This window comes from Streptomyces sp. NPDC002133 (assembly GCF_040296405.1).
Lineage (GTDB): Bacteria > Actinomycetota > Actinomycetes > Streptomycetales > Streptomycetaceae > Streptomyces.
The window spans coordinates 72,809-96,678 of record NZ_JBEOXF010000006.1 but is presented as its reverse complement, the minus strand read 5'-3'; the positions used below and the strand labels follow the sequence as shown (position 1 = coordinate 96,678).

General features: G+C 70.8%; 20 protein-coding genes and 5 pseudogenes. 15 read left to right on the top strand and 10 right to left on the bottom strand.

What is annotated here, in order from left to right:
- The first annotated feature begins 90 nt into the window (after positions 1–90).
- The 4 genes and pseudogenes from ABT078_RS09930 (at position 91) to ABT078_RS09915 (ending at position 4,491) form a co-directional block, all read left to right on the top strand.
- Entirely contained in the window at positions 91–1,803 is a 1,713-nt protein-coding gene (locus ABT078_RS09930; protein WP_351225768.1) for a ricin-type beta-trefoil lectin domain protein, read from the top strand.
- Positions 1,804–2,626: 823 nt separating this feature from the next.
- Positions 2,627–3,157: a transglycosylase SLT domain-containing protein gene (locus ABT078_RS09925; protein WP_351225765.1), complete on the top strand. Its 531-nt coding sequence runs from the start codon at positions 2,627–2,629 to the stop codon at positions 3,155–3,157.
- Between the two features lie 632 nt (positions 3,158–3,789).
- Positions 3,790–4,083, top strand: a pseudogene (locus ABT078_RS09920) (neutral/alkaline non-lysosomal ceramidase N-terminal domain-containing protein); the annotation flags it as partial.
- 150 nt (positions 4,084–4,233) lie between these two features.
- On the top strand, positions 4,234–4,491 hold the full coding sequence (locus ABT078_RS09915; protein WP_351225763.1) for a hypothetical protein: 258 nt from the start codon (positions 4,234–4,236) through the stop codon (positions 4,489–4,491).
- 39 nt (positions 4,492–4,530) lie between these two features.
- On the opposite strand, the pseudogene ABT078_RS09910 reads toward ABT078_RS09915, so the two are convergent.
- A pseudogene (locus ABT078_RS09910) lies at positions 4,531–5,354 on the bottom strand (phosphotransferase family protein).
- 241 nt (positions 5,355–5,595) lie between these two features.
- Between ABT078_RS09910 and ABT078_RS09905 the strand changes: the two are divergent.
- From ABT078_RS09905 to ABT078_RS09895, 3 genes are all read left to right on the top strand, one after another.
- Entirely contained in the window at positions 5,596–7,368 is a 1,773-nt protein-coding gene (locus ABT078_RS09905) for a S8 family peptidase (protein WP_351226004.1), read from the top strand.
- A 258-nt stretch (positions 7,369–7,626) separates the two neighbouring features.
- Positions 7,627–7,785 (top strand): hypothetical protein, encoded by a 159-nt coding sequence (locus tag ABT078_RS42625; RefSeq protein WP_502981189.1) that lies wholly within the window; start codon positions 7,627–7,629, stop codon positions 7,783–7,785.
- A 282-nt stretch (positions 7,786–8,067) separates the two neighbouring features.
- Positions 8,068–8,343, top strand: coding sequence for a DoxX family protein (locus ABT078_RS09895; protein WP_351225761.1), 276 nt, complete (start codon positions 8,068–8,070; stop codon positions 8,341–8,343).
- A 123-nt stretch (positions 8,344–8,466) separates the two neighbouring features.
- On the opposite strand, the gene ABT078_RS09890 is transcribed toward ABT078_RS09895, so the two are convergent.
- Positions 8,467–8,664, bottom strand: a complete 198-nt coding sequence (locus tag ABT078_RS09890; RefSeq protein WP_502981188.1) for a hypothetical protein — start codon at positions 8,662–8,664, stop codon at positions 8,467–8,469.
- Positions 8,665–8,915: 251 nt separating this feature from the next.
- Here ABT078_RS09890 and ABT078_RS09885 point away from each other — a divergent pair.
- A pseudogene (locus tag ABT078_RS09885) lies at positions 8,916–9,587 on the top strand (alpha/beta fold hydrolase); the annotation flags it as partial.
- 346 nt (positions 9,588–9,933) lie between these two features.
- Positions 9,934–10,284, top strand: a pseudogene (locus ABT078_RS09880) (alpha/beta hydrolase); the annotation flags it as partial.
- A gap of 179 nt (positions 10,285–10,463) precedes the next feature.
- Here the strand turns inward: ABT078_RS09880 and ABT078_RS09875 are convergent.
- Positions 10,464–11,651: an RNA-guided endonuclease InsQ/TnpB family protein gene (locus tag ABT078_RS09875; protein ID WP_351225757.1), complete on the bottom strand. Its 1,188-nt coding sequence runs from the start codon at positions 11,649–11,651 to the stop codon at positions 10,464–10,466.
- A gap of 143 nt (positions 11,652–11,794) precedes the next feature.
- Here ABT078_RS09875 and ABT078_RS09870 point away from each other — a divergent pair, with 143 nt between their 5' ends.
- Positions 11,795–11,974, top strand: a complete 180-nt coding sequence (locus ABT078_RS09870) for a hypothetical protein (RefSeq protein ID WP_351225755.1) — start codon at positions 11,795–11,797, stop codon at positions 11,972–11,974.
- Between the two features lie 67 nt (positions 11,975–12,041).
- Here the strand turns inward: ABT078_RS09870 and ABT078_RS09865 are convergent, their stop codons facing one another.
- On the bottom strand, positions 12,042–13,703 hold the full coding sequence (locus ABT078_RS09865; RefSeq protein ID WP_502981187.1) for an FAD-binding oxidoreductase: 1,662 nt from the start codon (positions 13,701–13,703) through the stop codon (positions 12,042–12,044).
- Positions 13,704–13,763: 60 nt separating this feature from the next.
- Here ABT078_RS09865 and ABT078_RS09860 point away from each other — a divergent pair, with 60 nt between their 5' ends.
- The 4 genes and pseudogenes from ABT078_RS09860 to ABT078_RS09845 form a co-directional block, all read left to right on the top strand.
- Positions 13,764–14,444: a TetR/AcrR family transcriptional regulator gene (locus ABT078_RS09860; RefSeq protein WP_351225753.1), complete on the top strand. Its 681-nt coding sequence runs from the start codon at positions 13,764–13,766 to the stop codon at positions 14,442–14,444.
- A 115-nt stretch (positions 14,445–14,559) separates the two neighbouring features.
- Positions 14,560–15,279, top strand: coding sequence for a transglutaminase domain-containing protein (locus ABT078_RS09855; protein WP_351225751.1), 720 nt, complete (start codon positions 14,560–14,562; stop codon positions 15,277–15,279).
- Positions 15,280–15,674: 395 nt separating this feature from the next.
- Positions 15,675–16,313 carry a lamin tail domain-containing protein gene (locus tag ABT078_RS09850; RefSeq protein ID WP_351225749.1) on the top strand — a complete coding sequence of 213 codons (639 nt, stop codon included), beginning with the start codon at positions 15,675–15,677 and terminating at the stop codon, positions 16,311–16,313.
- A 111-nt stretch (positions 16,314–16,424) separates the two neighbouring features.
- Positions 16,425–16,610 (top strand): annotated as a pseudogene (locus tag ABT078_RS09845) (DUF3574 domain-containing protein); the annotation flags it as partial.
- A 236-nt stretch (positions 16,611–16,846) separates the two neighbouring features.
- Here the strand turns inward: ABT078_RS09845 and ABT078_RS09840 are convergent.
- The 3 genes from ABT078_RS09840 to ABT078_RS09830 form a co-directional block, all read right to left on the bottom strand.
- A complete protein-coding gene (locus tag ABT078_RS09840; RefSeq protein WP_351225747.1) occupies positions 16,847–18,400 on the bottom strand; it encodes an ATP-dependent DNA ligase in 1,554 nt (517 codons plus the stop codon).
- A 271-nt stretch (positions 18,401–18,671) separates the two neighbouring features.
- The gene (locus ABT078_RS09835) at positions 18,672–19,760 is read right to left on the bottom strand and encodes a DUF6397 family protein (RefSeq protein WP_351225745.1); all 1,089 of its coding nucleotides are present in this window, start codon (positions 19,758–19,760) and stop codon (positions 18,672–18,674) included.
- A 244-nt stretch (positions 19,761–20,004) separates the two neighbouring features.
- On the bottom strand, positions 20,005–20,418 hold the full coding sequence (locus tag ABT078_RS09830) for a roadblock/LC7 domain-containing protein (protein WP_351225743.1): 414 nt from the start codon (positions 20,416–20,418) through the stop codon (positions 20,005–20,007).
- Between the two features lie 166 nt (positions 20,419–20,584).
- On the opposite strand from ABT078_RS09830, the gene ABT078_RS09825 reads away from it, so the two are divergent.
- On the top strand, positions 20,585–21,013 hold the full coding sequence (locus ABT078_RS09825; RefSeq protein WP_351225741.1) for a PPOX class F420-dependent oxidoreductase: 429 nt from the start codon (positions 20,585–20,587) through the stop codon (positions 21,011–21,013).
- A 12-nt stretch (positions 21,014–21,025) separates the two neighbouring features.
- Here the strand turns inward: ABT078_RS09825 and ABT078_RS09820 are convergent, their stop codons facing one another.
- The 3 genes from ABT078_RS09820 to ABT078_RS09810 all read right to left on the bottom strand — a co-directional run bounded on the left by ABT078_RS09820 (position 21,026) and on the right by ABT078_RS09810 (position 23,758).
- The gene (locus ABT078_RS09820) at positions 21,026–21,631 is read right to left on the bottom strand and encodes a GTP-binding protein (RefSeq protein ID WP_351225739.1); all 606 of its coding nucleotides are present in this window, start codon (positions 21,629–21,631) and stop codon (positions 21,026–21,028) included.
- A 325-nt stretch (positions 21,632–21,956) separates the two neighbouring features.
- Complete coding sequence (locus tag ABT078_RS09815; protein ID WP_351225737.1) at positions 21,957–23,174, bottom strand: baeRF2 domain-containing protein; 1,218 nt, start codon at positions 23,172–23,174, stop codon at positions 21,957–21,959.
- Positions 23,175–23,197: 23 nt separating this feature from the next.
- Entirely contained in the window at positions 23,198–23,758 is a 561-nt protein-coding gene (locus ABT078_RS09810; protein WP_351225735.1) for a type 1 glutamine amidotransferase domain-containing protein, read from the bottom strand.
- Positions 23,759–23,870 lie beyond the last annotated feature (112 nt).

Sequence of the window (23,870 nt, the reverse complement as noted above, 5' to 3'; positions counted from 1 at the left end):
ATGGGCACTTGTTTCCGCCCGGTAACCGGCGTGGTTCCGATCGGCACGCGGGTCGGTCGGTCGTGACGTACTGAACGAGGAGTCAAGAGGGTGCCAGAGCTCCACCGGGTCGGTCCGGACCTCACGGACGGGAGAACGGACTGCACCACCCTGCCGGACGGGGAGATCACCGAACGCATCCGCTCCGGTGCTCCGCGGGCCTTCCCCGCCAACCAGGAGCTCAAGCGCCGCCATCTGCCCGCGGTCCTCGCCTACGCCCGGCTCTGCGGGCGCAACCAGGTCGCCGGGAACCAGCTGGCCGTCCAGGCCTTCGACCTCGCCGCCCGGGAGACCTCCCGGGGGATCGAGCCCCGGGGGAACTGGCGCCACCATCTGCTGATGCTCGTTCAGCGGGTGGGGCTCACGTGGGCCGCCGGCAGCCGGCGCGACCGGCTCGCGCCCGACTTCGTCACATGGATCGACAACACCGCCGACGTAACCGCGCCGGGTCTGCCGCGGGCCCGTCGTCCGCGGCCCGGTACCTCGTCCGCCATGCTCACCGGTTTCCACCGGCTGCCGGAGCTGACGCGGAGCGTCCTCTGGTACGCGGTGGTGGACGAGGAGCCGGACGGCACCGTCGCCACCTTCGTCGGCGTCCGGCCCCACCTCGTTCCCGAGCTGCGGCCCAAGGCGCAGGACGCCATGCGCCGGGCCTACATCCAGGCCTACCTGGAGCACGGCGAGGACAAGAGGTGCCTAGGGTTCCGCCGCATCATCGAGGCGGCAACGCGACCAGGGGACCGGCGGCACAGCGAGGACCTGGCGCTCCACCTGGCGGAATGCGCCAGGTGCACGCGGCTGGTCGCGGAACTGGCGCGGATGGCGGACGATCCCCGGGCCGTCCTTGCCGAAGGCCTGCTCGGATGGGGCGGAGCGGCGTACGCGGCCCACGGCCCCGTGTACGTTCCGCTCGACCCGGAGTCGTCCCAGCCCGACCGGTCCGCTGGGCTCGACGGGTCCGACGGCTCCGATGGCCCCGACGGGCCGAAGCGGACGGCCGGTGTGCCGGGGTTCACCGCCGCCGCCGCATCGAGGGGTCCGCGGCGGCTGCCACTGCCCGTCGCACTCGTGGCTGTGGGTGTCGTGGTCACCGTCGTCGCCGGCACTTTGCTGGCGACTGCCTCCGAGGACTCCCGCCCGGCCGAGGACCGTGCGGACCAGCCACCGGTCCAAGCGGCCTGGCCCACCGCCCTTCCCGTACCCACCCCGTCGACGAGCCCCGCTCAGCAGCCGTCGAAGCAGCCTTCCCCCTCGGGGAGCCCCACCGCATCGGCCTCCGCCCCCACTGCCTCACGCCCACCCTCTCCCTCGAAGCACGTGCCGCCCCGGCCAGCGCCGATCGTCCCGGGCGGCGGCTATGTCCAGGTCGTCAATGCGGCGTCCGGTCTGTGCCTGGACATCGCGGACGGCGTGATGGAGAACCGTACCGACGTCATCACCGCCCGTTGCAGTGGCGCCCGGACCCAGCTGTGGAGTCTCGACTCCCTCGGGCTTCTGCGCAGCAACGCGGATTCCGACTACTGCCTGGACTCGCGCGGTGACACCGGCCGCGGCGCAGGCATCTGGTCCTGCGCCTCCGTCAACGGCAAGAACGGCCTGAATCTGCGCTTCACCGTCGACAGCTCGGGGGCCATACGCCCGCACATCGCGCCGGACCACGCTCTGGAACCTCTGGGAGACTCCGAGGGCGGCTCCCTCGGCTTCGCCCCGGCGGAGGGGGACAGCGACCAGCGCTGGACTGCCGGCGCCTCCACGAGGGACTGAGGCCTGCCCCGTGGATCAGTAGGTGGTCCACGTTGAGCCGGTGTCCCAGCGGGAAGGAAGGTCCCGGCGTGGAAATTGTCCGGACCCGCACGCTCGATGACACCGTTGCGCCTCTCCAGAAGGCCCCTCAGCTGCGGGTGGAGCGGGAACTCGAGTCGCGCTTCGAGAGCCGCGATCTCCTCGGGGTGGCGGGCGACCGCAGGGCCGCGTGGTCAACGGGAGAGCGCACGGGGAGCCAGGACGCGAAACGGTCCCATGCGGCATCCAACGCGGCAAGGCCTCTGTCGGTCATGCCGTGACCCTGGACCGCAGCACTGACACGCCCCAGTGACCGCGGCTGATGATCCGTACGAAACCTCCTGGGCCAGGAGCCCGGACCCCGGCCGACCGCCTTCGACCGGTTCCGCCGCAACCCAAGGACGGCACCTGGCACTGACTCCTGATCGCGGGCGCCCGCCCGCTTCGCAGCGGAGCCGCGCCAGAACAATCCGTGCGGGAAGCACCCTCCCGGTGTGATCCCACGCATAGGAGCCGCATCACGTCCTAGGGGCGGTAGTAGATGCCGCCCCCTCGCCTCCCTGCCGCGCCAGGCCGTATCAGATGATTTCCGGCATTCCTCTGTAGTCGGGTAGTACGTCACACCTTTGCGCCGCAGGCCCGGCGCCCCTAACCATGGCTGACGTTCCGGGGAGCCACGTGGCGGACCGGGCGGCCCCCCGCCCGATTCCTTCGCTCCGGCCACGACGCGGAGTCCTCTCCGCACCCGCCGCACCGAAACCTGGTCGGCACTCCCCCCAACGTCCCCCCAGGAGAGCTTCTTCCCATGACTGTTCATGCGCAGACCTTCGGCCACCGCATCGCCCGACTCCGCAAGATCTCTGTCGCCGGCATCGCCACCGCATGCGCCGCGGCAGCCGCTCTCACGATGACGTCCTCGCCCGCCCACGCCGCCGAGCCGGCTTCGGCGAGCGCCTCGACGGCGAAGGTTTCTGCGGCCGACTCCGCCGCGGCGAAGAAGGGCAAGAAGGTCTACGCCGACAACCTGGACGGCTGGATCAAGGAGGCGCTCGACATCATGAAGGCCAAGGGCATCCCCGGCAGCTACGAGGGCCTGCACCGCAACATCATGCGCGAGTCCAGCGGTAACCCGAACGCCCAGAACAACTGGGACATCAACGCGCAGAATGGCACGCCGTCCAAGGGCCTGCTCCAGGTCATCCAGCCGACCTTCGACGCCTACCACGTCGCCGGCACCCCGCACGACCTGACCGACCCGGTCGCCAACATCACCGCGGCCGCCAACTACGCCGCCGACCGTTACGGCTCCATCGACAACGTCAACTCCGCCTACTGAGCACGTTCTCAGGGCAGGAGAACCTCCTACCCGCCGGCGGGACGGACGCGTTGTCGCCGAAGCGCCAGAGGCGGTGCTTCGGCGGTGAACGACCCGCACGAACGACCTTCGGGGCGTGGCCCCGTGGGGAAGCAGAGCAGCTCAGCCAGGGCCGGCAGTGATCTCACCGCCGGCCGGCCCGGCACAATCGGTCCACTGATGGGTAGCAACCCCTTGCGGCGCGATGATCGGAGCCCTTCCGTCAGGGCACCCCGCGCCCCGGGTTCCCCCGAATCTGCCGGTGTGCCGCCGACCGGGACCGGGACCGGGCCGCATGCCTCCCCCGCACCGAAGTTCCATGCCCGCACCGGCGACGGGCTCCGCAGCACACTCCCCCTCCCCTCGCTCGCCGCAGCCCCGGCGCCGACGGCAGCCTGCGTACCCTCGTCCGCCGCGGCATCGAGCCCGACCGCCCCCTCCCTGCCCGCCGCACACCCCACCGCCGGCCCGACGCGGCCGGCAACGAGAGCAGCAATTCCTTCTCGGGCGCGGCATTTCCGATGTGACCTGCGAAGCCGCCGAGACCGGCACGATGGGCTACTGATCGCACGGTCTCGCGTCAGCCTCTCCGTCGCGGCCGCCAGAACGGCACCTACCGTGCCGTCGACGGCATCATCCAGTCCGTCGCCAAGGGCCACGAGGACATCGGTGCCGGCACCATCAGCCTCGGCTCCGGCACGCTCACGAACTCCTGCGCGAGCCGTTCCTGTACCGCCTCCTACCGCAGCCGCGCCGCCGACCGGGCCGCAATACCCCGAGCCATCGACCCGGCAGTGACGGTGCTGCGCTTGCGGCAGGGCGACCAGGACACCGGAGGCGAGATCTACCGGAACGCCACCACCTCGTCACGCGCGACGGCGACGCGCGTCTCGTGTACGTCGACGTGACTCCACCCATGCCTCGAGGCGCGAGCTGCCTGTATGGATGACCATGCCTCCCCGCAGAGGGGCGGCCCGGCCCTCTGAGTACCTCGGAACGGGCAATCTGAGTACATCGCCCGATCCCCCGCCCATGGCACCACTGATCCAATCGGAGCCATGGCCCTCCACGTTCCGCGGCACCCCCGCGTCCAGCACGTCACCACCACCGGCACTGCCCTGGCCGCCGCCCTGCTCCCGCTGGTCGTCGGCGTTCTGCTGGCCAAGGCGATGGCCGCGGATCCGCTGACGCCGGTGAACGCGTTGATCACCAGCGGTGGCCGCCGTGCGCGTGTCTCACCGTCGCACTGGCGCGGATGCGGCAGAAACGCGCTGCGGCACGGGTGGAAGGCCGCTGAACGCATGCGGTCGCTCTGAGCGCCGACGTCGACGGGTTCCGCCGGCTGCCTTGCCCGCTCAGCTCAGAAGTGCTTGAGCGAACACCTCACGATGGGCCACCGGCCAGGCCTGCAGGCGGTCCCAACGCTCCCAGCCACCCCACTCGTTCCTCGCTCGCACGTGCACGGGATCGCCGGAGGCCACGCGATCGACGACGAAGGCCCGGCATGACTCGGTGGCCAGTTCGATGCCGACCGGAAGTTCGGCCCACTGCCGCGAAGAGAGGCCGTAGCCGTCGGCGAGGAGCCGCAGCCGAACCGTCATCTCCGGCCCGTTCGGGGACGAGACGGCGGCGAAGGCGGGGTCCCGCATCGGAACCCTCTGACGGGCGCCCATCGCCACATCCCAGAGCGGGCGCCCTGGAGCCGCCAAGTCAAAGTCGATCAGCGGCGGCACGGCCGTTCCGGAAGACAGTGTTCTCCGGGCACACGTCGTTGTGGCACAGCATCGTGCCTCCCTCCGGGTCGGCCAGGTCCCGGGGACAGTCGACGGAGGCGTCGACCGATACGGCCATGCCGGCGTCATGCGGATGTCGTAGCAGACTCCCCACCGACGTCAGGGCAGTTGCCGTCAGCGCCCACCGCGGAAACGGTGGCAGGGCCACATCGGCCGGGGATGCAGGTCAACTGCTCGCGGCCGTCGGCGGCGAGCTCCGACCGGGGCCGGAGCCGCCTCCGAACCGTGCCGCCTGAGCGCGATGACAGAGGCGTGAACGGGCGCGCGTTGCGCGGCGCCGGCCGGTCGACCAGCGCGCCCCGGCGGAGGACCACGCCCGCGTTCACCAAACCGCCGACCAGCGCTTCGCCGTCCTCCGCCCCATGGTCCGCCGTCACCTCGATCACGCCACCGCCGGACGTTCCGGCAGCCGAGCGCGATGGACGGCCCGCGTAGCGGAATCACCACCAACCACTTGCCGGGGAAGGCCACTTGTCTGATCGGACACCCTTCCCATCCCGGGTCGTGGTCTGAGATCTTGCGTCGACCCATTCGACACACGGCCCGATCGGCGTCACCAGCGCCACCGGGCTCTCGGAGGATGCTTTGACAACCCCCCTCATATCCGGCCGGCTGAGACGCTCGGTCGTGGCCGCGGCCGCTCTGGGTGCGGCCGTGACGTTCGTGACCCCCGCGGGTGCGGCCCACCCCGCCCCGGCAGCGCCCACGACGTCCGCGGTTTCCGCGGTTTCCGCGGACGCGGCTTCTGCAGGTACCGCGAGCTCCTGGGCCGCCGGCACCCGCGCCTATCTCGTCATCACCGCCCCGGGCGACACCTCTGCCGTGCGGAGCGCGGTCGCGGGCAACGGCGGCACGGTGTTCGCGTCCTACGACGCGATCGGCGTGATCGTGGCCCACTCGACGTCCGCGTCCTTCGCCGCCGCCATGCGCGGCATCGGCGGCGTCCAGCAGGTCGGCGCCACCCGGACGTCGGACGTCCCGGCCGATGCGTACAGCCCGGCGCTGCCCGCCACTCCCCCGCAGAGCCCGACCACCCTCACCGAGTCCAACCGCTGGGACATGACCCAGATCAAGGCCGACAAGGCGTGGGCCGTCACCACCGGTTCGGCCACGGTGAAAGTCGGTGTCCTGGACACCGGCGTCGACGACCTCCACCAGGACATCGCGCCCAACTTCAACGCGGCCGACTCCGTCTCCTGCGCCTACGGCAAGGCCGACACCCGGGCCGGCGCATGGCGCGACGTCGGCGAGCACGGCACGCATGTGGCGGGCACGATCGCGGCGGCCAAGAACGGCAAGGGTGTCATCGGCGTCGCCCCGGGCGTGAAGATCTCCTCCGTCCGGATCGCCGAGCCGGGCACCAGCATGTTCTTCGCCGAGAACACCGTCTGCGGATTCATGTGGGCCGGTGACCACGGCTTCAAGGTCACCAACAACAGCTATTACACCGACCCGTGGATGTTCAACTGCCCGGACAACGTGGACCAGGCGGCCATCATCGAGGGAGTCAGGCGCGCCCAGGAGTACGCGGAGGGCAAGGGCTCCCTGCAGGTGGCGGCCGCGGGCAACTCTAACTACGACCTGGCGAACAAGCGGACCGACACATCGAGCCCGAACGACTCGACACCGGTCAGCCGCACCATCACCAACGCCTGCATCGACATCCCGACCGAACTGCCCGGCGTGGTGACCGTCGCGGCCATGGGCAACGGCAACGTCAAGGCGTCGTACTCCAACCTCGGCCGGGACATCATCGACATCGCGGCCCCGGGTGGCGACGGCGCTTTCGGGGTGTACTCGACACTGCCGGGTGGCAAGTACGGCAACATGAACGGCACGTCGATGGCTTCCCCGCACGTCGCCGGCGTCGCGGCGCTGCTGGCGAGCACCAGCCCCGGCTCCACGCCGGCAGACCTGCGTGCCCAGCTGGCCACCCAGGCCACCGACACCGCTTGCCCCTCCGACAGCCGCTGCACCGGCACGACCGCCAAGAACGCCTTCTTCGGTGAGGGCCAGGTCGACGCGCTGAAGGCCGTCGGCGGCACCCAGCCGCCGGCCGCGTACTTCGAGAACACCGCCGATGTCGCCGTCACCGACAACACCACGGTGGAGTCGCCGATCACCGTGACGGGTGTCGGCGGCAATGCCCCGGCCACCCTCAAGGTCGGTGTGGACATCAAGCACACCTACCGCGGCGACCTGGTGCTCTCTCTCGTCGCCCCGGACGGCACCGTCTACACGCTCGAGGACTTCCCGAACAACGACGGCACCGACAACGTCGCCAAGACGTACACGGTGAACGCCTCGTCGGAGGTGGCGGCCGGCGTCTGGAAGCTGCGCGTCCGTGACCTGGCGTCCCAGGACACCGGCAAGATCGACGCCTGGAACCTCACCTTCTAGGCGCACGTTCGGTCGTAGGTCCCGGGGAGCAGTCGTGCGTACGCGACGTACGTGGCCTGGCTTCCCGGGACTGCGGTTCTGGGGCCCCGCCCGATCAGCCCGGGCCCCGGCCTCTGCCGGCCGGCGCGGCGTTGTCCCGCCGCGCACGGCAGGCCGCGCACGGGAGGTCGACGTTCACGGTCGGATTCATGCGGGATCACCGTGACCGGTGCCGTGCGCGCCTTTGTCGCAGGACATTGCAAGCCGACCGTGAAGGTGGTGCGCACGTCCTGGGACGACCGGGTTCAGACGGTGCGCGAGGGTCTTCTCGACGGTCAGGACAAGTGCGGCCGTACGAGCGCACTGGCGATCGGCTCACCACTGCGACGGGCATGGGCGATGCGCTCACGCACCTCGCGCATCGTCCGCGGCCGATAGCCGGGACCACAGCCACAGCCCGTGGAGGGGACGTTCGCCGCCCCAGTCGCCGAGCATTCCGAACGCCATGTGGTAGGCGACACAGAGGGGACTTGACCATTCCGTGCGGCGCCGACAGGGGGCCGCCGGGCCAGTCCCCGCTCGCCGCGATCGTGCGCCTGCCCCGGATTCATGCCGCCTCCCTGTCACCCTCCTGCGTCGCGGCGGGGTGTGGCAGTGACGAACCCACATCACCCGGCCGGAGCACCCCGCCCCACCGACCGCCCGGTGGGAGTCTCACCGATGTCCACCGCCTACGTCGTCGTCACCCTCCTGGCCGGCGCCATCGCCGGATTCTCGGCCGGCTCCGCCTTCCTCCGCGCCTCGTGGCTCGTGCAGCCCGTGGCCGACCACGGCATCCCCCGCTCGTGGTGGCCCTGGCTCGGAACTTCCAAGGCCGCCGGGGCCACGGGCCTCCCGGCCGGACTGTTCGTAACGGTCATCGGTGTCACCGCAGGAATCGGCCCGATGCTGCACTTCACCGGTGCCGTCGTCACGGTCATCCGGGCACGCTGGTAGGCGCACATCCCGTTCCCGCTGCTGTACGCGGCGCCGGTCGTCGACGCCCTGGTGCTGGGGTTCACCGCCTGAGCCGGGGACGCGACGGGTGCCTGGGTCGCCTGCCCCGGACGAGGCGCCCCGTCAGGGGAATGTGAGGATGGCGCCGCCTCCCGCCTTGACCGCCTCCACGGCCGCCTGATGCACGGCCCGGCCCGTGGCCTCGTCGGCCGCGGGCACGGGACCGCCCTGCATCGCGTACCACTCCGTCGCACCAGTGTGCTGCACGGTCACCTGGGCCAGGCCGTCGACCCAGGCCGTGTGCACCGTCAGGTCACCCATGATCGGACCTCCCTCGGTGGTCATCACACCGCCCGAACCGGCAATGATCCCCTGGGTGGTCCACGTCGCCCAGGTATCCACGGCGCCTCCGCAACAGAACCTCGCGTCGAACAATTTCGTCAGATTCGTCCATTCTCTCCGAATTCCCGTCGGGGCGCGCCCCTGCCCGCCATTCGGCCGACCGCCGGTTGCTCGCGCGGTCGGGCCGCGTTCGGATCGGGACGGATGCCCGTGATGACAGACGGACGCCCATGGGGTGCCGGTGGAGGGACGAACGTGCACATACCAGGTTCCATAGCGCGCCCTTGGCGTTGTGCGGTGACCACTTCGGTGGCGCTGATCTGCACGGCATTCACCGGACCGGGCCGCGCGCCGGGCGGCGGCGGACCAACCCCACCAGGCACTGCCGGCGCGTTGGAGTGGAGCCCCTGTCGCAACGCCGCCGGCTTCCAGTGCGCAACCGCCGAGGCGCCGCTGGATCGCGGAAGGCGACCGGTCCCGGGCGGCGTATCGGCACGCTGTTCTTCAACCCCGGGGGGCCCGGCGGAGCGGGAACCACGGCACTGCCGGTGTGGTACGAGCTGTTCCCCCCGGCACTGCGACAGCGCTTCGACATCGCCAGCTGGGATCCGCGCGGTGTGGGCGAGAGCACCGCCGTGCGCTGTTTCGACAGTGCGGAGGACGCCCTGGCCTGGCAAGGGCGCATCCCCGTCGGATTCCCGGTCGGGGAACAGGAGAGGGAAATCTGGATCAAAGCGCATGCCGCCCTCGGCAAACGCTGCGAGGCGCGTGATCCGGAGTTGCTGCGGCACGTCTCCACCGCCGACACTGCACGCGACCTGGACCGGCTCCGGGAGGCCGTCGGCGACCGGCAGCTCAGCTATCTCGGGGTCTCCTACGGGACGTTCCTGGGCGCCGTCTACGCCAACCTCTTCCCGGACCGGGTCCGGGCCATGGTGCTGGACAGCAACGTCGACCCTGCGAGCTGGGTGAACGACGGCTCGAGGAGCGAGCCCCGCCTGGGCACGTTCCTCCGAGGCGGTGTCGACCTGGAGGCGTCGGCGACGCTGAGGCAGTTCCTCACCCTCTGCGGGAACACCACCGCCGACCGCTGCGCCTTCTCGACCGGGACCCCGGACGCGACGCGGCGCAGGTTCGACCAGCTCATGCAGCGCTTCCAGCGGCGGTCGCAGGGCGCCTGGACCTACGCCAGGACCGTCGCCACCCTGCACGAAACACCTCGACCGCATCCATTCGGACTGGACGACCATGGCGACCACGCTGCAGGACCTGTGGCAGCACCGCACGCCGCAGGAACCCCCGGCCCCTGCGGGCCCGGCCTCGTATCCGGGTTTCGAACAGATCGAAGCGGTGCGGTGCTCCGAGAGCCCCAACCCGCGCAACCCGCGGCGCTACCCGGGCCTGGAAGAGTTCAGCTACGCCCGGGCGGGGGACATCGGACGGCTCGCGGCATGGGCGAGCGAGGTGTGCGCCACGTGGCCGGCGACCGCCGCCGCCCCCTACACCGGCCCGTGGAACCGCCCCGCCGCGCACCCCCTCCTCGTCATCAACACGACCCATGACCCGGCCACCCCGTACCAGGGGGCTCTGGCCATGACCCGCCGGCTCGCCAACGCCCGCCTGCTCACCCTCAACGGCTACGGACACACCGCACTGGTCAACTTCTCGGCCGTAAAACGACCGAGCGTGTTGACTCAGTCGTCTACGCCTTGTCGCGCTCCCGACTGCCCCCTACGACAGGGCGGTCACGGGTCGCATCTACCAGCAAAAAGGGAGGTTCAGGCCTTTTGTGGTACGGGTCCGTTGACGAGAACCCACGCCGAGCGTGCGCGGTTGCGCACGTTGACCCCGGCGACATGGTCGGCCGGGCCAGCGAGCCCGCACCGACGACAGCAGAAGGTGTCCCGGGTGGGACGGTTGTGCCTTGCCGTGTGCCCGCATCGGGGGCACATCTGCGAGGTGTAGTGGGCGTCCACCCAGATCACCGGCACCCCGGCCCGCCGGGCCTTGTACCGGATGTGTTCTTCGAGCTGGTGGAACGGCCAGGAGGAGAGCGCGGCCCGCTGGTCGCGGAAAGGCCGTACCCGGTCACGGATGCCACCCAGTTCTTCGAGGGCGATTCCGCGTCCGGTGCTCCCCCAGCGCTTCGCCTGGGAGGTACCCCCAGCGACGGCCACGATCTCCTTGCTGATCCTGTGATTGACATGAGTAGCGTGCCGGGCTTCCTTCTTCGCCCGGCGTTTGGCCCGCCTGGCAGCGGACCGGGTCCGCTTCGCCTGCAGTTCGGCTCGCTTGCGGGCGTGCCAGCGCCGGTACCGGCCAAGACGACGGCCCTGGAAGTTGGTCCCGTCCGACGTGGTGGCGAGGTTGGTAATCCCCCGGTCCACACCGACCCAGTCCACCGGATCAGTATTGAGCGGCGCTTCCGGGATGTCACAGGTGGCAACCAGGAACCACATACCGTCCCGGTGCACGAGATCCGACTCGCCCCGCCGGTATTTCTCGAGCATCGCCAACTGGCCGGGATGCCCGGTGTACCGGACGCCCTTCATCCGCCCGGCCACCGTCCAGACGCTCACCGTCCGCGCGTCGTATTGCCAGGACAGGATCCGGTCGTCATACGGCTGGGCCGCATCAGGCCGAAAGACGACCGGCTTCGACTCCGCACGCCTGCGCCGCCTCGACCCGTTTGGGCCGAGGTTTCCCGCCCGGATGTTGGCGCGCAACGTGGCGTAGGCGTCCACGACCTTCTTAACCACCCGCACGGCCGGCTGGGCAGCCAGCCCGAACTCCGCCTTCAGGCGCGCATAGACGAGCCTCTGCAGCTCGTTGCGAGAGGCGGTGCCCGTCTCGTACGCCACCGCCGATGCGGCATCAGCAGCCCGGTTGCACACGGCCAGGGTCGCCGCCAAAGCCGCCGCCACCTCCGGCGACGGCAACAGCTTCACCTGCACCACGACCTTCACCCCATCAACCTAACCCCCACCACCGACAACAGCCGAAAGCACAGGCCACGACCCATGCGCAGAGACCTCCGCCGCTCCGCGGCTCCGCTCCAAGGACCCATACCTCCCCGGCCTGAAGACTGGGGCCTCCTGGGAGAAATCAGGTGAACACGAGCAGCTGCGTCAACGCCCACGAGATCCGCTACTTCATCGACGGCGTGCTTCCTCCTGTCGGAGCCACGTGCCGGCAGGACACATCTCCGTTCGCCTTCCTCAGGCCGTACGGGGGCACCGACACCGGCGGCGGGGCGATGGCCGACCTGATGGAGAAGCACGTGCGGTGACCCGCCCCGGGAAGCCGTCGTACGCGACACGGCCCCCGGGACTCGGCACTTCGGCGTACGGTCCAGGTCAACGCGAGCCGGGGTCGAACAGCACCCCGGGGTTGAGGATTCCCGCGGGGTCGAGCGCGTGCTTCGCCGCACGCAGGGCGAGGGCGAACGGTTCCGGGCGCTGGCGGTCGTATCCGGGCCGGTGGTCGCGGCCGACGGCGTGGTGGTGCGTGACGGTCGCGCCGTGGTCGCCGAGGATCTGCATCGCGGCGGACTTGATCTCGTCCCACATGGCCACTTCCTCGCCGCGGCGGCCAGGGGCGATGACGGTGAAGTACGGCGCGGGCCCGTCCGGGTAGACGTGGGTGAAGCGGCAGTTGATCATTGCGTCGGCGCCGGTCACCTTGTGCGCGACGGCCCCCAGCTCCCGCCGCACGGCCTCGTACAGCTGTGGTACGCGGTCCCAGGTGCAGGCCGTCTCGAACGTCTCGGTGATCACGCTCATCCGGGCGAGCGCATCGCGGAGGTACGGCATGCGCAGGAACGCCGAGCGCCAGGTGCCGGCCGCGTCGGTGTCGTCGGCGCCCCGCGTCGCCGGTGCGAGGGAGCCGCCGTGGTCCCGGGCCAGGGTGACGAGTTCGGCGAGACGGTCGTCGACGGGACCGTGGGCCGACTCCACGCCGAGCACGAGCAGGCTCTGCCCCTCGCGGGCGACGCCGGCCAGTGCGGCCTCGCCGGGGTCGAGGAGGCGGCAGTTGGCCGGGTACAGGCCCGATTGCGCGATGGCGCGCACCGCGTCGGTTGCTGCCGTGAAGTCGCCGAACAGCACCGAGGCCGACGCCTTGTGGCGCGGGCGGTCCTGCAGACGCATCCATGCCTCGGTGATCACGCCGAGGGTGCCCTCCGATCCCAGGAACAGTCGGTCGGGCGACGGCCCGGCCCCCGAACCGGGCAGCCGCAAGGACTCGTTGACACCGGACGGGGTCACCACACGCAGCGACTCCACCAGGTCGTCGATGTGGGTGTGGAGCGTGGCGTAGTGCCCGCCTGCACGGGTGGCCAGCCACCCGCCGAGAGTGGAGAACTCGAAACTCTGCGGGAAATGACGCAGGGTGAGACCGTGCGGCCGCAACTGCCCTTCCAGCGCGGGGCCCAGGGCGCCGGCCTGGATCCGGGCCGCACGGCTGACGCGGTCGATCTCCAGCACACGCTCGAGGCCCGAAAGGTCGAGCGACACGACGCCCCTGTACCGGTCCGTGTGCCGGTCCGCGTCCCGGTCCGTGTTGCGGTACTCGACCCCGCCGACGACCGAACTGCCCGCGCCGTACGGTACGACGGCGACGTCCGCGCCCGCCGCCCAGTCGAGGACATCGACGACGTCCTGCTCGGTCACGGGAAAGGCGACCTGGTCGGGTGCTGCGGCGAGGTCTCCGTGCAGTGCCCGGGCGACGTCGCGGTACGCCTTGCCGTAGGTGTGGGCGGCACGGTCCCGCGGAGCGGCCGACATGAGGTGGGCGAGCGCCGAGGGCGGCGTGACGCGCACCTCGGGCAGGGTGAGGGAGGCGATTCGGGGCACGGACAGCGGAGTGGCCGCAGAGCCCGGGAGCAGCGCGCCGAGGGCGGTGCATTCGGCGTCGGGCAGTGCCTTGTCCTCGGTGCCCCAGCCCCACCAGGAGCGGCGCTGTTGAGACGCGTTCGAGGACGGAGCGGGCGGAGGCGAGGGCTGAATGCTGTCGACCACGTGATCTGACCTCTCGGTAATTTACCGCTTGGTAAATTACCGCAACGTATAGTCCTTGCCATGACCACCGCAAGAGCCTCGGACGACGCACCGCCTCCGCCCCGTCCCGCAACACCGGACCAGGGCCGCACGGGCGCGGGCCGCGGCGCCGGGACCAAGGGCGTTCCGCGCGCCCGGCGCGAGGAGCAGATCGTTGCCGCCGCCATGGAGGAGTTCGGCCGGCACGGCCACGCCGCCGCGTCGATGGCCTCGATCGCCCGGCGGGTAGGGGTGACCAAGCCGATGCTCTACACCTACTTCGGCTCCAAGGACAGGCTCTACCTGACCTGCCTCGAACACATCGCCACCCGCCTCATCGAGGCGATCGACTCCGCCATGGCCCGCGGACCTGCCGACGACCGCCTCCCCCAGGCGGTCCTCACCGCGGTTTTCGAAGCCCTGGAGGGCCGACGGCACGCCTGGTTCGTCCTGTACGACAGGACGCTGCCGCCCGGCTCCGAACTGCGCCTGGCGGCCCAGCGCCACCGCGAGGCGATCGACGAACTCGCGGCCTCCGGCACCGCCGCGCTGCTGCACGACCACGGCAACGAGGACCCCCTCGACGCGGACGCCCTCAAGCATGTCTGGACGGGCACGGTCAGCGCCCTCGTGGCCTGGTGGGTCTCCCATCCCGACCAGTCGGCGCACGACATGAGCGCACGCTGTGCGCGCCTGATCTCGGCCATCCGCAACGGCACATGACGAGCTCCCGGCCTTGCAGGCATGGGCGGCCGGTGCCGACGGCGGTGGCGGCACCTCGTAGCATCCGGTGATGACGAGCGCTGCGCTGACTCCGTGGTGGCGACACAGGCGCCCCATGCCCCACTCCACGCAAGGGGTTCCGGGATCCGTCGATCCGACCCGGATCCTCGACTGGCGCACCGCGGGGGTGCAGCGCCTGCTCGCGGACGCCCGCTCCGCCGCCCCCGCCGAGGCCGAGGAGGCCGACGAGCGGCTCCTCCTGCAGGCCGCGCACCGTCTCATCAGTGAGCGAGTCCGGCCGGTCTACGCGCTCGACGACGCCCGGTCCGCCTCGCGGACTCTGGCGCGGGGTCGTGGGTCGTGCAGCCAGCGTCTGGCGGTCCTCGAAGCAGTCGCACGCGCTGCGGGGGTGCCGACCCGGGTGCGTGGTCTTCTGGTGGACGGCTCGTTCTGGTACCCGCGGTTCCCGCGGCTGCGGCGCCTGGTGCCCGACACCGTCGTACTCGCATGGCCGGAGTTCCGGACCGGACCGGAGTGGGTGAGCGTGTCCGAGCTGTACGCGCCCCTCGGCACGCTCGGCGCGGCAAACCCGCGAGGTTTCACCAACAGCGGGCCTCAGACGCTCTTCGAGGCCCTTTCGTCGACGGCCGTGGACTGGGACGGCTCCACCTGCGACTCGGACAGCTGCTCGTCGTTCGACCTCTCGGCGGTGGTGCGGGAGGATCTCGGACGATTCTCGTCGCGGGACGCTCTCTTCGCGGCCCATGGCCAGACATTGTGCCCACCGGCCAGGATCATCGGCGGTGCGCTGATGGGCCGTCGGGCCGCCTCCTGAACGTTCCGCGTCGCCCCCGAGATCGAAATTCCGAGCGGCGCCCCGGGCCTTTGTACGAGGCGCAGCTTCGACCTCTGTTACCGACGCCTTTGGGCCGTCCGGAGGACGCGGGACGGGTGCCGCCCGGGGTGGCGCGGCTGGGTGGCAACCGCTTGTCGTTGATCTTTGAAGGGGTCGATGCATAGGGCAGCGGCACCCGGCGCGGATGTATCGGCGATGCGTGCCCACTACAGGGGAGCGTTACGGACATGTCCGTGTTTAGTAACGCGAATCGTTTCCCCCGCGTATATCGGCATCGGCGCGGCAAGGTGGCGGCACTCGGCACCCGCCGGGAACCCGATCTGCACCTGTGGCCCTGACCGGGCCCTTGTGCCTTTGCGTGAAGGGGCATGCTCATGCCTGTTTCCCGTAATGTCCGCCGCCTCATCGCGAGCGCCCTGGCGTCCGGCGCCGTCGTCGGGGCCTTCGCCGTGCCGGCCACGGCGCACGACGGCAACAACCGCCATCACGGGCAGCGTTCCTCCGTCGCCATCGGCGAAGTCCGCTACGACAACAACGGACGCGGCTACCACTCCCGCCGCAACCTCAACGCGGAGTGGGTCGAGGTGAAGAACAACGGCCGGCGCACGGTGAACCTGCAGGGCTGGACGCTCACCGACAACGACGGCAACCGCTACCGCTTCAAGCGGTTCCATCTGGACGGCCGTTCCAGCGTCAGGGTCCACACCGGCTTCGGCCGCGACAACCGCCACGACGTCTACCAGGACAGCCGCAACCAGGTGTGGAACAAGCGCGACAGGGCCACCCTGCGCGATGACCGCGGCCGCGTCGTCGACACCCTCTCCTGGGGTCGCGGTCACGACCGCGACCGTGACCGCGGCTATGACAACGACCGCGACGGCGACCGTGGCTATGACAACGACCGCGACGGCGACCGTGGCTATGACAACGACCGCAACCGCGATCGCGGCCGTGGCTATGACAACGACCGCAACGGCGACCGCGACAACGACCGCCGCCACCATCAGCGCTGACCCGATCGGCCGCGCCCCACGCGGGGCGCGGCCGTCACCCCCCACCGCGCGGCATGCCACGGCTGATCGGTCCGGCCGTGGCACGCCGCAGTCGCGCCTCAGGACGGGCAAGGACAGTGGCGAGATGCCACCGGGACGATCGAGCGGCAGCGTTCGTACGAGCTGATCCTGCTCTATCCGGCGAGCCGGAGCACCGGCCGTGACCGCAGCATCGAGGAGATCCGTACGGCGTACCGCGAGCTGTACGGGCAGGAGTCCGTCGCGCGCCTCGACGAGACGGTCCAGGCGGACTTCTGACTCCGTCCCCTCGGGTGACGCGCGATATCGCTACACGGAAGACGCATTTCATCATTCGAGATGTGCAGAAGAGACGCGAGGAAGCCCGGCGGGGCGCGTTCGAGGCACACCTTCGGATGGTTTATCGTTCACCTAGACGTGGATGCGAAAACACGGACTGCTGCGCTGTCGCACGTACCCGCATCCCCCCTGAGCCGCCCCGGCCGACCTCCCCCGACCGGCCGGGGCCTTCCTCGTCAGGACGACGCACCCCCGCCTTCCGCGAAGGCCAGGACGTGTTCGATCGTGTCCGCTTGCGCGGCGCTCTTGTCGGGGCGGTGTCGGATGACCCGCGCGAATCGCAGGGCCAGCCCCGCCGGATAGCGCGTGGAGCGCTGCAGGCCGTCGTACGCGATCTCGACGACGAGCTCGGGCCGTACACGGACGACGAAGCCGTCGTCGGAGACCGCCAGTTCGCGCAGGTGGTCCGTCTGCCAGCGCAGCATCGCGTCCGTGAGCCCTTTGAAGGTCTTGCCGAGCATGACGAACGTGCCGTCGGCCGCCCTGGCGCCGAGATGGAGATTGGAGAGGAGCCCGGTGCGGCGGCCATGGCCCCACTCGGCGGCGAGCACGACCAGGTCGAGGGTGTGGACGGGTTTCACCTTGAGCCAGGAGCGGCCGCGGCGGCCGGCGACGTAGGGCGCGTCCAGCGCCTTGACCATGACCCCCTCGTGGCCGCGCTCGAGCGTGACGGCGAGGAAGTCCTCGGCTGTGCGGAGCTGTTCCGGGGATCCGGGGTCGTCGACGACGAGGCGACGGACCCGCATGCGTTCGGGGATCAGACGGGCCAGCTCCGCATGTCGCTCGCGGCCGGGGAGATCGAGCAGGTCGGTGCCGTGGGCGGCGAGGATGTCGAAGTAGACGGGTGACAGGGGCACCGCGGCGGTCGCGGCGGCCACGTCCGTGCGCGAGCCCACGCGGGAGGCGATGTCCTGGAAGGGCAGGGGCCTGCCGGACGGGCCGAGGGCAATCACCTCGCCGTCCAGGATGAACTCGTCGCCCTGCAGTTCCCTTACGGAGGCGACGACATCGGGCAGTCGTCCGGTGATGTCGTCGAGGGAGCGGGTGTGGATGCGGACGTCATCGCCAAAGCGGTGGACCTGGATACGGATGCCGTCCAGCTTCTCCTCCACGCAGCAGGCTCCGAGCGCCTCGACGGCGTCGGCGACCGACGCGGCGGTGTGGGCGAGCATCGGCTGTACGGGGCGGCCCACGTGCAGCCGGAAGGAGGCGAGGACGCCAGGGCCCTCGGCGAGCAGGGCACCGGCCACGCGGGGCAGGGAGCCCTCGAGCATGACGGCGCGCCGCACGTCGCCGGCCGGGGCGCCCGCCGCTTTGGCGACGGCCTCCAGCGCGATGGCGTCCAGGGCACCCTGGCGCACCTCACCGGTCAGCAGCCGCAGGAGGAACTCCTGCTCGGGCTCGGTCGCCGCGCCCATCAGCTCCCCGACCAGGCTCTTCCGTTCGGCCTGGGCGCCCGCTCCGGCGACCTGGGCGAGAGCCGTGAACACGGCGTCGGCGCCACCGACGGTCAGGCTCGGCTCCTCGGCGGGCCGGGGCCGGTCCTTGAGGACACTCCAGCCGACGCCCAGCCGCCCCTGCGGGAGCCGACCGGCGAGGTAGGAGATCACCAGGGCGACTTCCTGCGGACGGGCATCCGCGAACAGCGACGCCAGGGCCGCGATCTTGCGCGTACGGGACGGCTCGGCGGCAACCTGTCGTGACGCGTCGGCGAGGCGGGCCAGCAACATGCCGCCATCGTGCCCGCCCTTGCCGCGCTACGCACGCGGCGGCGCGGAAGCGGTGGGTGCGGCCCCCTGCCCAAGGGTGAGGTGCAGAGCAGAGGTCCGGGCGGAGCGGAGCGGCTCAGGCGTCGGTGCCGAACGGCCGGTCCTCGGGCGCCGTCGTGCCACGCGGGCCGGTGGGAGCCGCGGGCACGCAGGAACAGCGGTGGACGGCGGGAGGGCAGGACTGCAGTTGGGCAGCACCGCAGATCCTGTTGGCACCGGTGACGGCAGTGGGTCAGCCGGTGGCGGCAGGCGACGGCTTGCGTAGGCGCAGCCGCGCAAGCAGCCCCTTGGACAGGCGCCTGGTCGACGCCCGGTGCCTACCACCCCCGTCCAGGCCCGGCCGCGCCGGGAGGCTCCACTCACTGCCCTGGCGGGGCGCTGCTACGGCCGGTGCTGTGTTGCCGCCGAGAGCCGTGGCGAGGGCCGTATAAGCGCCCGGCCCCGTGCCTGGGCCTGCGCCGGTGTCGGTGACGGCCTGTGTCCCTGAGGTGGTTCGGCAGAGGGGCGCAATGGCCGGTGCGCCGGGACGCGGCAGCCGCAGCCGCTCACCGTCCGGTCGAGGTGCCGGGCCCGAGGCGCGGGCTTCGTCCAGGGAGAGGGCCAGGCTCATCCGGTGCCACAGGATCTCGTCCGGGTCCTCCGCGAGCAGCAGGCGAACCGTGGCCTCGCGGACCGTCGGCGATTCCGTGCGCCCGTAGGGCGGTTCGGGGCGCAGGCGCTCCAGATGCGCTCGCTCGTACGGGTCGTCGACCACCTCCGCCACCTGGACCGGGTCCAGGAACGACGCGATCGCCGCCGTACGCTCCCAGGGGCCGTCGCACTGGCGCAGCAGAATGCCGAGGCGCCGGCCCCGCCAGTTGCGGGCGCGCCAGTCCTCACCCTCGTCGAGTCTCGCCCGCAGTGCCGGAGGGAACTTCCCGTCGAGCAGATCCGCGTTCCGCGCCGCGAACTCCTCCACTTCCGGCACGAGATAGAGCCAGACAACCGCGCGGTAGCGGTTCAGATAGAACCTGACGGGCGTGACGTGGCCCGAGCGGGCCAGCCTGGTGAAGCGTCTGGGAGTGGTGGAGATGAGCGCGGCCGCCTCGGCCGTGCCGACGGTGCGCACCCGCTCGCGCAGCGCGTCGGGAAAGCCGTCGGCCGCGCGCAGCCGCTCGATCTCCGCCCGGGCCACTCGGCCCCTTCCTGGCGGTTTGCCCTGTGCCACGCGGATGTGGCCGAGCTGCGCCGCGAGGTCGAACTCGCCGCGCTTCAGCTCCAGAGCCGTCGCGGCCCGCCCGAAGGCCACGGTTTCGGGCATGCCGGTGTTCGTGTCGGTCATGTCGGTCTCCCCCGTACGTGACGAATACTCTCAGTGACGACCGTAGCCCGGCCGGACGACTTCTCGCCGGGCCTGTGGACAACCCGGATCGCCGGGACGATCCGCGGGCCCGGCCCATGGCCAACCCGGCATGCTCCGGCACATGACGGCCCTGCCGGGCCGAGGCTCGGTATCGGCCTCGGCCCGGCCGGAGCCGAGCCTCGCGCCGCAGGTCAGGCGGCGTGAGGGAAGTCGGCGGGCACCCTCAGAGGTCGGAGAGCGTCACACGGCCCGGCTGGCGTGCGCCCACGGCGAGGTGCTCGCCCACGCGGTTCACCATCAGGGTCATCTCATAGGCGACCTGACCCACATCGGCCTCCGCCGCGCTGAGGACGCACAGGCAGCTGCCGTCGCCCGCCGCCGTGACGAAGAGCATCGCGTCGTCGAATTCGACCATCGTCTGTCGGGCCTTGCCCGCCTGGAAGTGGCGGCCCGAGCCCCTGGCGAGACTGTGCAGGCCGGAGGAGACGGCCGCCAGATGCTCCGCGTCCTCCCGTGCCAGGCCCGTGCTGGCCCCGGTGACCAAGCCGTCGTTGGAGAGCACCAGTGCGTGCCGTATGTACTCGACCCGCTTGGTCAGGTCGTCCAGGAGCCAGTCGAGTCCCTTGTCCAACGCCATGTGTTGTTCCTCCCCGTTCATGTGTTCCCCGTCGCGCCGTGCTGCGCGCAAGCCTTCCTCACTGTCCGCGTCCGGGCAAGGACTCGTTCCGGGCGCACAGCAGCGGGTGCTGCGAAGAGATGGCTTCCCCGTGCGGTAGTCCGCATCCGGGTTCAGGATGGGGCACATGTCGAAGCAGATGACGCAGGAGGAATGGCGGGCGTTCGTCTCGGAGGGGACGCGCACCGGGAAACTGTCGACCGTGCGCGCGGACGGAAGTCCCCATGTCGCACCGGTCTGGTTCGTGCTGGACGGTGACGACGTCGTCCTGAACACCGGGAAGCAGACCGTCAAGGGGCGGAATCTGGCGCGGGACGGACGCGTGGCGCTCTGCGTGGACGAGGACCGGCCGCCCTACTCGTTCGTGTTGATCCGTGGCAGCGCGGAACTCAGCGAGGATCCGGGCGAGTTGCGTCACTGGGCGACCCGGATCGCCGCGCGGTACATGGGTGAGGAGCGTGCGGAGGAGTTCGGTGCGCGCAACGGCGTGCCGGGTGAGCTCGTGGTGCGGGTGAGCGTCGAGCAGGTGCAGGGCGTGGCCGGTGTGGCCGACTGACCCGGAGAGTGGTCAGCCGACCGAGTTGAGCAGCCGGGCGGTGTGCATGCGCCCGGCGTACTCGACGAGGCGGATCAGCACTTCCTTGCCGGAGTCGCGGTCGCGTGCGTCGCACAGCACGACGGGGGTTCCGCGGTCGAGGTCGAGGGCGCGTGAGACTTCGTGTGCGCCGTAGGTGCGTGCTCCTGGGAAGCAGTTGACGGCGACGGCGAAGGGGATGCTGCGGTGCTCGAAATAGTCGACGGCGGGGAAGCTGTCCTCGAGGCGGCGGGTGTCGGCGAGGACGACGGCTCCGAGCGCGCCCTGGGAGAGTTCGTCCCACAGAAACCAGAAGCGGTCCTGTCCGGGTGTGCCGAAAAGATACAGGGACAGCCCTGAGCGGATGGTGATGCGGCCGAAGTCCATGGCCACGGTGGTGGTGGTCTTCTGATCGACTCCCCCGGTGTCGTCGACGGTCTGGCCGGCTTCGCTGAGCTGCTCCTCGGTCCGCAGAGGGCGGATTTCGCTGACCGCTCCGACGAGAGTCGTCTTGCCGACTCCGAAACCGCCGGCGACCAGTATTTTCAGCGCGAGAGCGGCAGATTCTGCGCCGGTGCTGCCAGAGAGCTCGGGGGCCATCGATCACTTCTCTCGTCGGGTGTGGGCCGCCAGGTGGAACCCCAGGTCAAAGCCATCGGAGCCGCCTCGAGGACGGCGGGCTGAGCGAGAGGCCGGCTCCAGTACAACTGTTCTTCGTGGCCTGAGCAGTATGACAATCAGGGCCTTGGGCCGGGTGGTGCGATCGCTTTTTGCGGGATGTGACTGTTCCGGTCGCAAAAGGTGCTCGAAAGAAATCGCAATTCGTGTGGGCACGACTGTTCGTCCGGCCGGGACTCAGCAGTACGGGAGGCGGCAGCGCGTCGCCGACGGTGTGCGGCGGCCACGGACCGATCGTGGTCGCCGCTCACGGTTGCCGTAGTAGCGCGCCGAGACCCCCGGCGGGGATGTCGCGCCCGTCGGCCAGTCTGTTGCCGCCCGCATGGACCCGCAGGACATCGGCGCCGTTCACCGCCGCCGACCTCAGCAGGGCGTCGTCGGCGCGGGCGGGCTCCGGATGGCGGGTGCCGAGATGGCCCGCGTCGCTGCGGTGCACCGCGATCTGGTCGGGTTCGGTGCCGACCCACACCCCGCGGTGGGCGTCGCGTCCTTCGGGACGGATGAGCAGCTCGGCGATGCGGTGCTCGCGGGCAGCCTCGACGAGGGCGGGGATTCCTTCGGCCCTGGCTGTGCCGAGGGCCCGGAATCTCTCGAGATCAGTGGCCTCGATGCGGCGCAGATGTTCCTGGCGGGAGCGCTGGACGTCCGTGTCGAGCAGTCGGGCGCCCGCGCCGCGGACGTGTCCGCCGTACACCGTGCCGACGGTGAGCGGACGCAGCGCCTGCGGCAGCCGCTCGACGACGGTTCGGCGTTCGCGCTCGCCGCCGACGAGAATGATCAGATCCGCGCGGGCCTCTTCCTGGCAGAGGGCCAGGGCTGCGGCGACATCGCGGGCGTTCTCGTCCCAGGTCGCTTCGTCCCAGGTCATGCCGTCCCTGGAGGTGGCATCCCCGCCGCCGTGCTCCCAGGTGTCCTGGGAGGAGGGACCCTGTTCCCGTACCTGCCAGGGGTTCTCGATGCTCATCCGGAAATGGCGCTCGGACCAGTCCGCAGTGGAGGTGCCTTGCAGGGGCCAGTCCTTGCCCTCCATCCGGCCCGCGGAGCGGCTGCCGAGCGGGCCCCGGATCTCGAGGTCGGCCCCCTTGCGGTTGATGTACGCGATGAGACAGACCGGTTCTTGAACGGCGAGGTCCAGCAACGGGGCGACCCGAGGCAGGGCCGACCAGTGGATCTCGGGTGCCGGTGGCGCGACCGTGAGCGGCGGGTCGAGGACGACCTCGCCATGCGCGGCGTAGATGGCCCGGCCGGCCGCGCCCACGGGGCCCGGCCATTCGGTCAGCGCTTCGCGGACGGCCCGTCCGGTGGTCTCGTCGGCGCCCTGGCGGTCCAGTTCCCGGCAGATGTCCCGGATGGCGAGCTCCCGCCCGCCCGGCGTCGCGTCGGCGGCGCCGGGCGTCGTGGCGACGCAGATGCTGGCCCACGGGCCGGGTCTCTCGTAGAGGGGTGCGAGATGTGCGAGTCGCATGACTCCGCTCCCAATGCCCCGGCTCAGCGTCCCGCGCCCGCCCCGGTGGACTGCTTGGCGAACTCGGCGGTGAAGGCCGCACAGAAGGCCTTGAGATCGGCCGGCTTACGGCTGGTGATCAGCGTGTTCGGCCCCTCGTGGCATACCTTCACCTGCTCGTCGACCCAGCTGCCGCCCGCGTTGCGGATGTCGGTGCGCAGGCTGGGCCAGGAGGTCAGCGTCCTGCCGCGCACCACGTCGGCTTCGACGAGGATCCAGGGTGCGTGGCAGATCGCGGCGACCGGCTTGCCCGCCTCGAAGAACGCCCGCACGAACGCCACGGCCTTCTCGTCCATCCGCAGCGCGTCCGGGTTGGCGACGCCTCCGGGCAGTACGAGAGCGCCGTAGTCCGTCGCTGCGCCTCCCGGGACGACCAGGTCTACGGGGAAGCTGTCGCCCTTGTCGAGGTGGTGGAAGGCCTGGATCCGACCGGGCCTCGTGGAGAGCAGCAGGGGTGTGTCGTCCGCGGCGGCGACGGCCCGCCAGGGTTCGGTGAGCTCGATCTGTTCGACGCCCTCCGGCGCCATCAGGAAGGCGATGTTCATGGTGGTCAGCGCTCCTTTCCCCGGTTCGCTGCGCCCCCGGTTCGCTGCGCCTCCGACTTCGCGGCGCCGGTCCGGCGGGTGGCCGGAACGCAAATGCGGGACGCTGGGGGAC

What these genes read in the sequence shown, in the direction of transcription:
- ABT078_RS09810 (WP_351225735.1), bottom strand. Translation starts at nt 23,758, where the DNA reads ATGAACATCGCCTTCCTGATGGCGCCGGAGGGCGTCGAACAGATCGAG.
- ABT078_RS09820 (WP_351225739.1), bottom strand. Translation starts at nt 21,631, where the DNA reads ATGGCCCCCGAGCTCTCTGGCAGCACCGGCGCAGAATCTGCCGCTCTC.
- ABT078_RS09835 (WP_351225745.1), bottom strand. Translation starts at nt 19,760, where the DNA reads ATGACCGACACGAACACCGGCATGCCCGAAACCGTGGCCTTCGGGCGG.
- ABT078_RS09925 (WP_351225765.1), top strand. Translation starts at nt 2,627, where the DNA reads ATGACTGTTCATGCGCAGACCTTCGGCCACCGCATCGCCCGACTCCGC.
- ABT078_RS09860 (WP_351225753.1), top strand. Translation starts at nt 13,764, where the DNA reads ATGACCACCGCAAGAGCCTCGGACGACGCACCGCCTCCGCCCCGTCCC.
- ABT078_RS09850 (WP_351225749.1), top strand. Translation starts at nt 15,675, where the DNA reads ATGCCTGTTTCCCGTAATGTCCGCCGCCTCATCGCGAGCGCCCTGGCG.
- ABT078_RS09840 (WP_351225747.1), bottom strand. Translation starts at nt 18,400, where the DNA reads ATGTTGCTGGCCCGCCTCGCCGACGCGTCACGACAGGTTGCCGCCGAG.
- ABT078_RS09815 (WP_351225737.1), bottom strand. Translation starts at nt 23,174, where the DNA reads ATGCGACTCGCACATCTCGCACCCCTCTACGAGAGACCCGGCCCGTGG.
- ABT078_RS09830 (WP_351225743.1), bottom strand. Translation starts at nt 20,418, where the DNA reads ATGGCGTTGGACAAGGGACTCGACTGGCTCCTGGACGACCTGACCAAG.
- ABT078_RS09915 (WP_351225763.1), top strand. Translation starts at nt 4,234, where the DNA reads ATGGCCCTCCACGTTCCGCGGCACCCCCGCGTCCAGCACGTCACCACC.
- ABT078_RS09895 (WP_351225761.1), top strand. Translation starts at nt 8,068, where the DNA reads ATGTCCACCGCCTACGTCGTCGTCACCCTCCTGGCCGGCGCCATCGCC.
- ABT078_RS09855 (WP_351225751.1), top strand. Translation starts at nt 14,560, where the DNA reads ATGCCCCACTCCACGCAAGGGGTTCCGGGATCCGTCGATCCGACCCGG.
- ABT078_RS09825 (WP_351225741.1), top strand. Translation starts at nt 20,585, where the DNA reads ATGTCGAAGCAGATGACGCAGGAGGAATGGCGGGCGTTCGTCTCGGAG.
- ABT078_RS09890 (WP_502981188.1), bottom strand. Translation starts at nt 8,664, where the DNA reads ATGGGTGACCTGACGGTGCACACGGCCTGGGTCGACGGCCTGGCCCAG.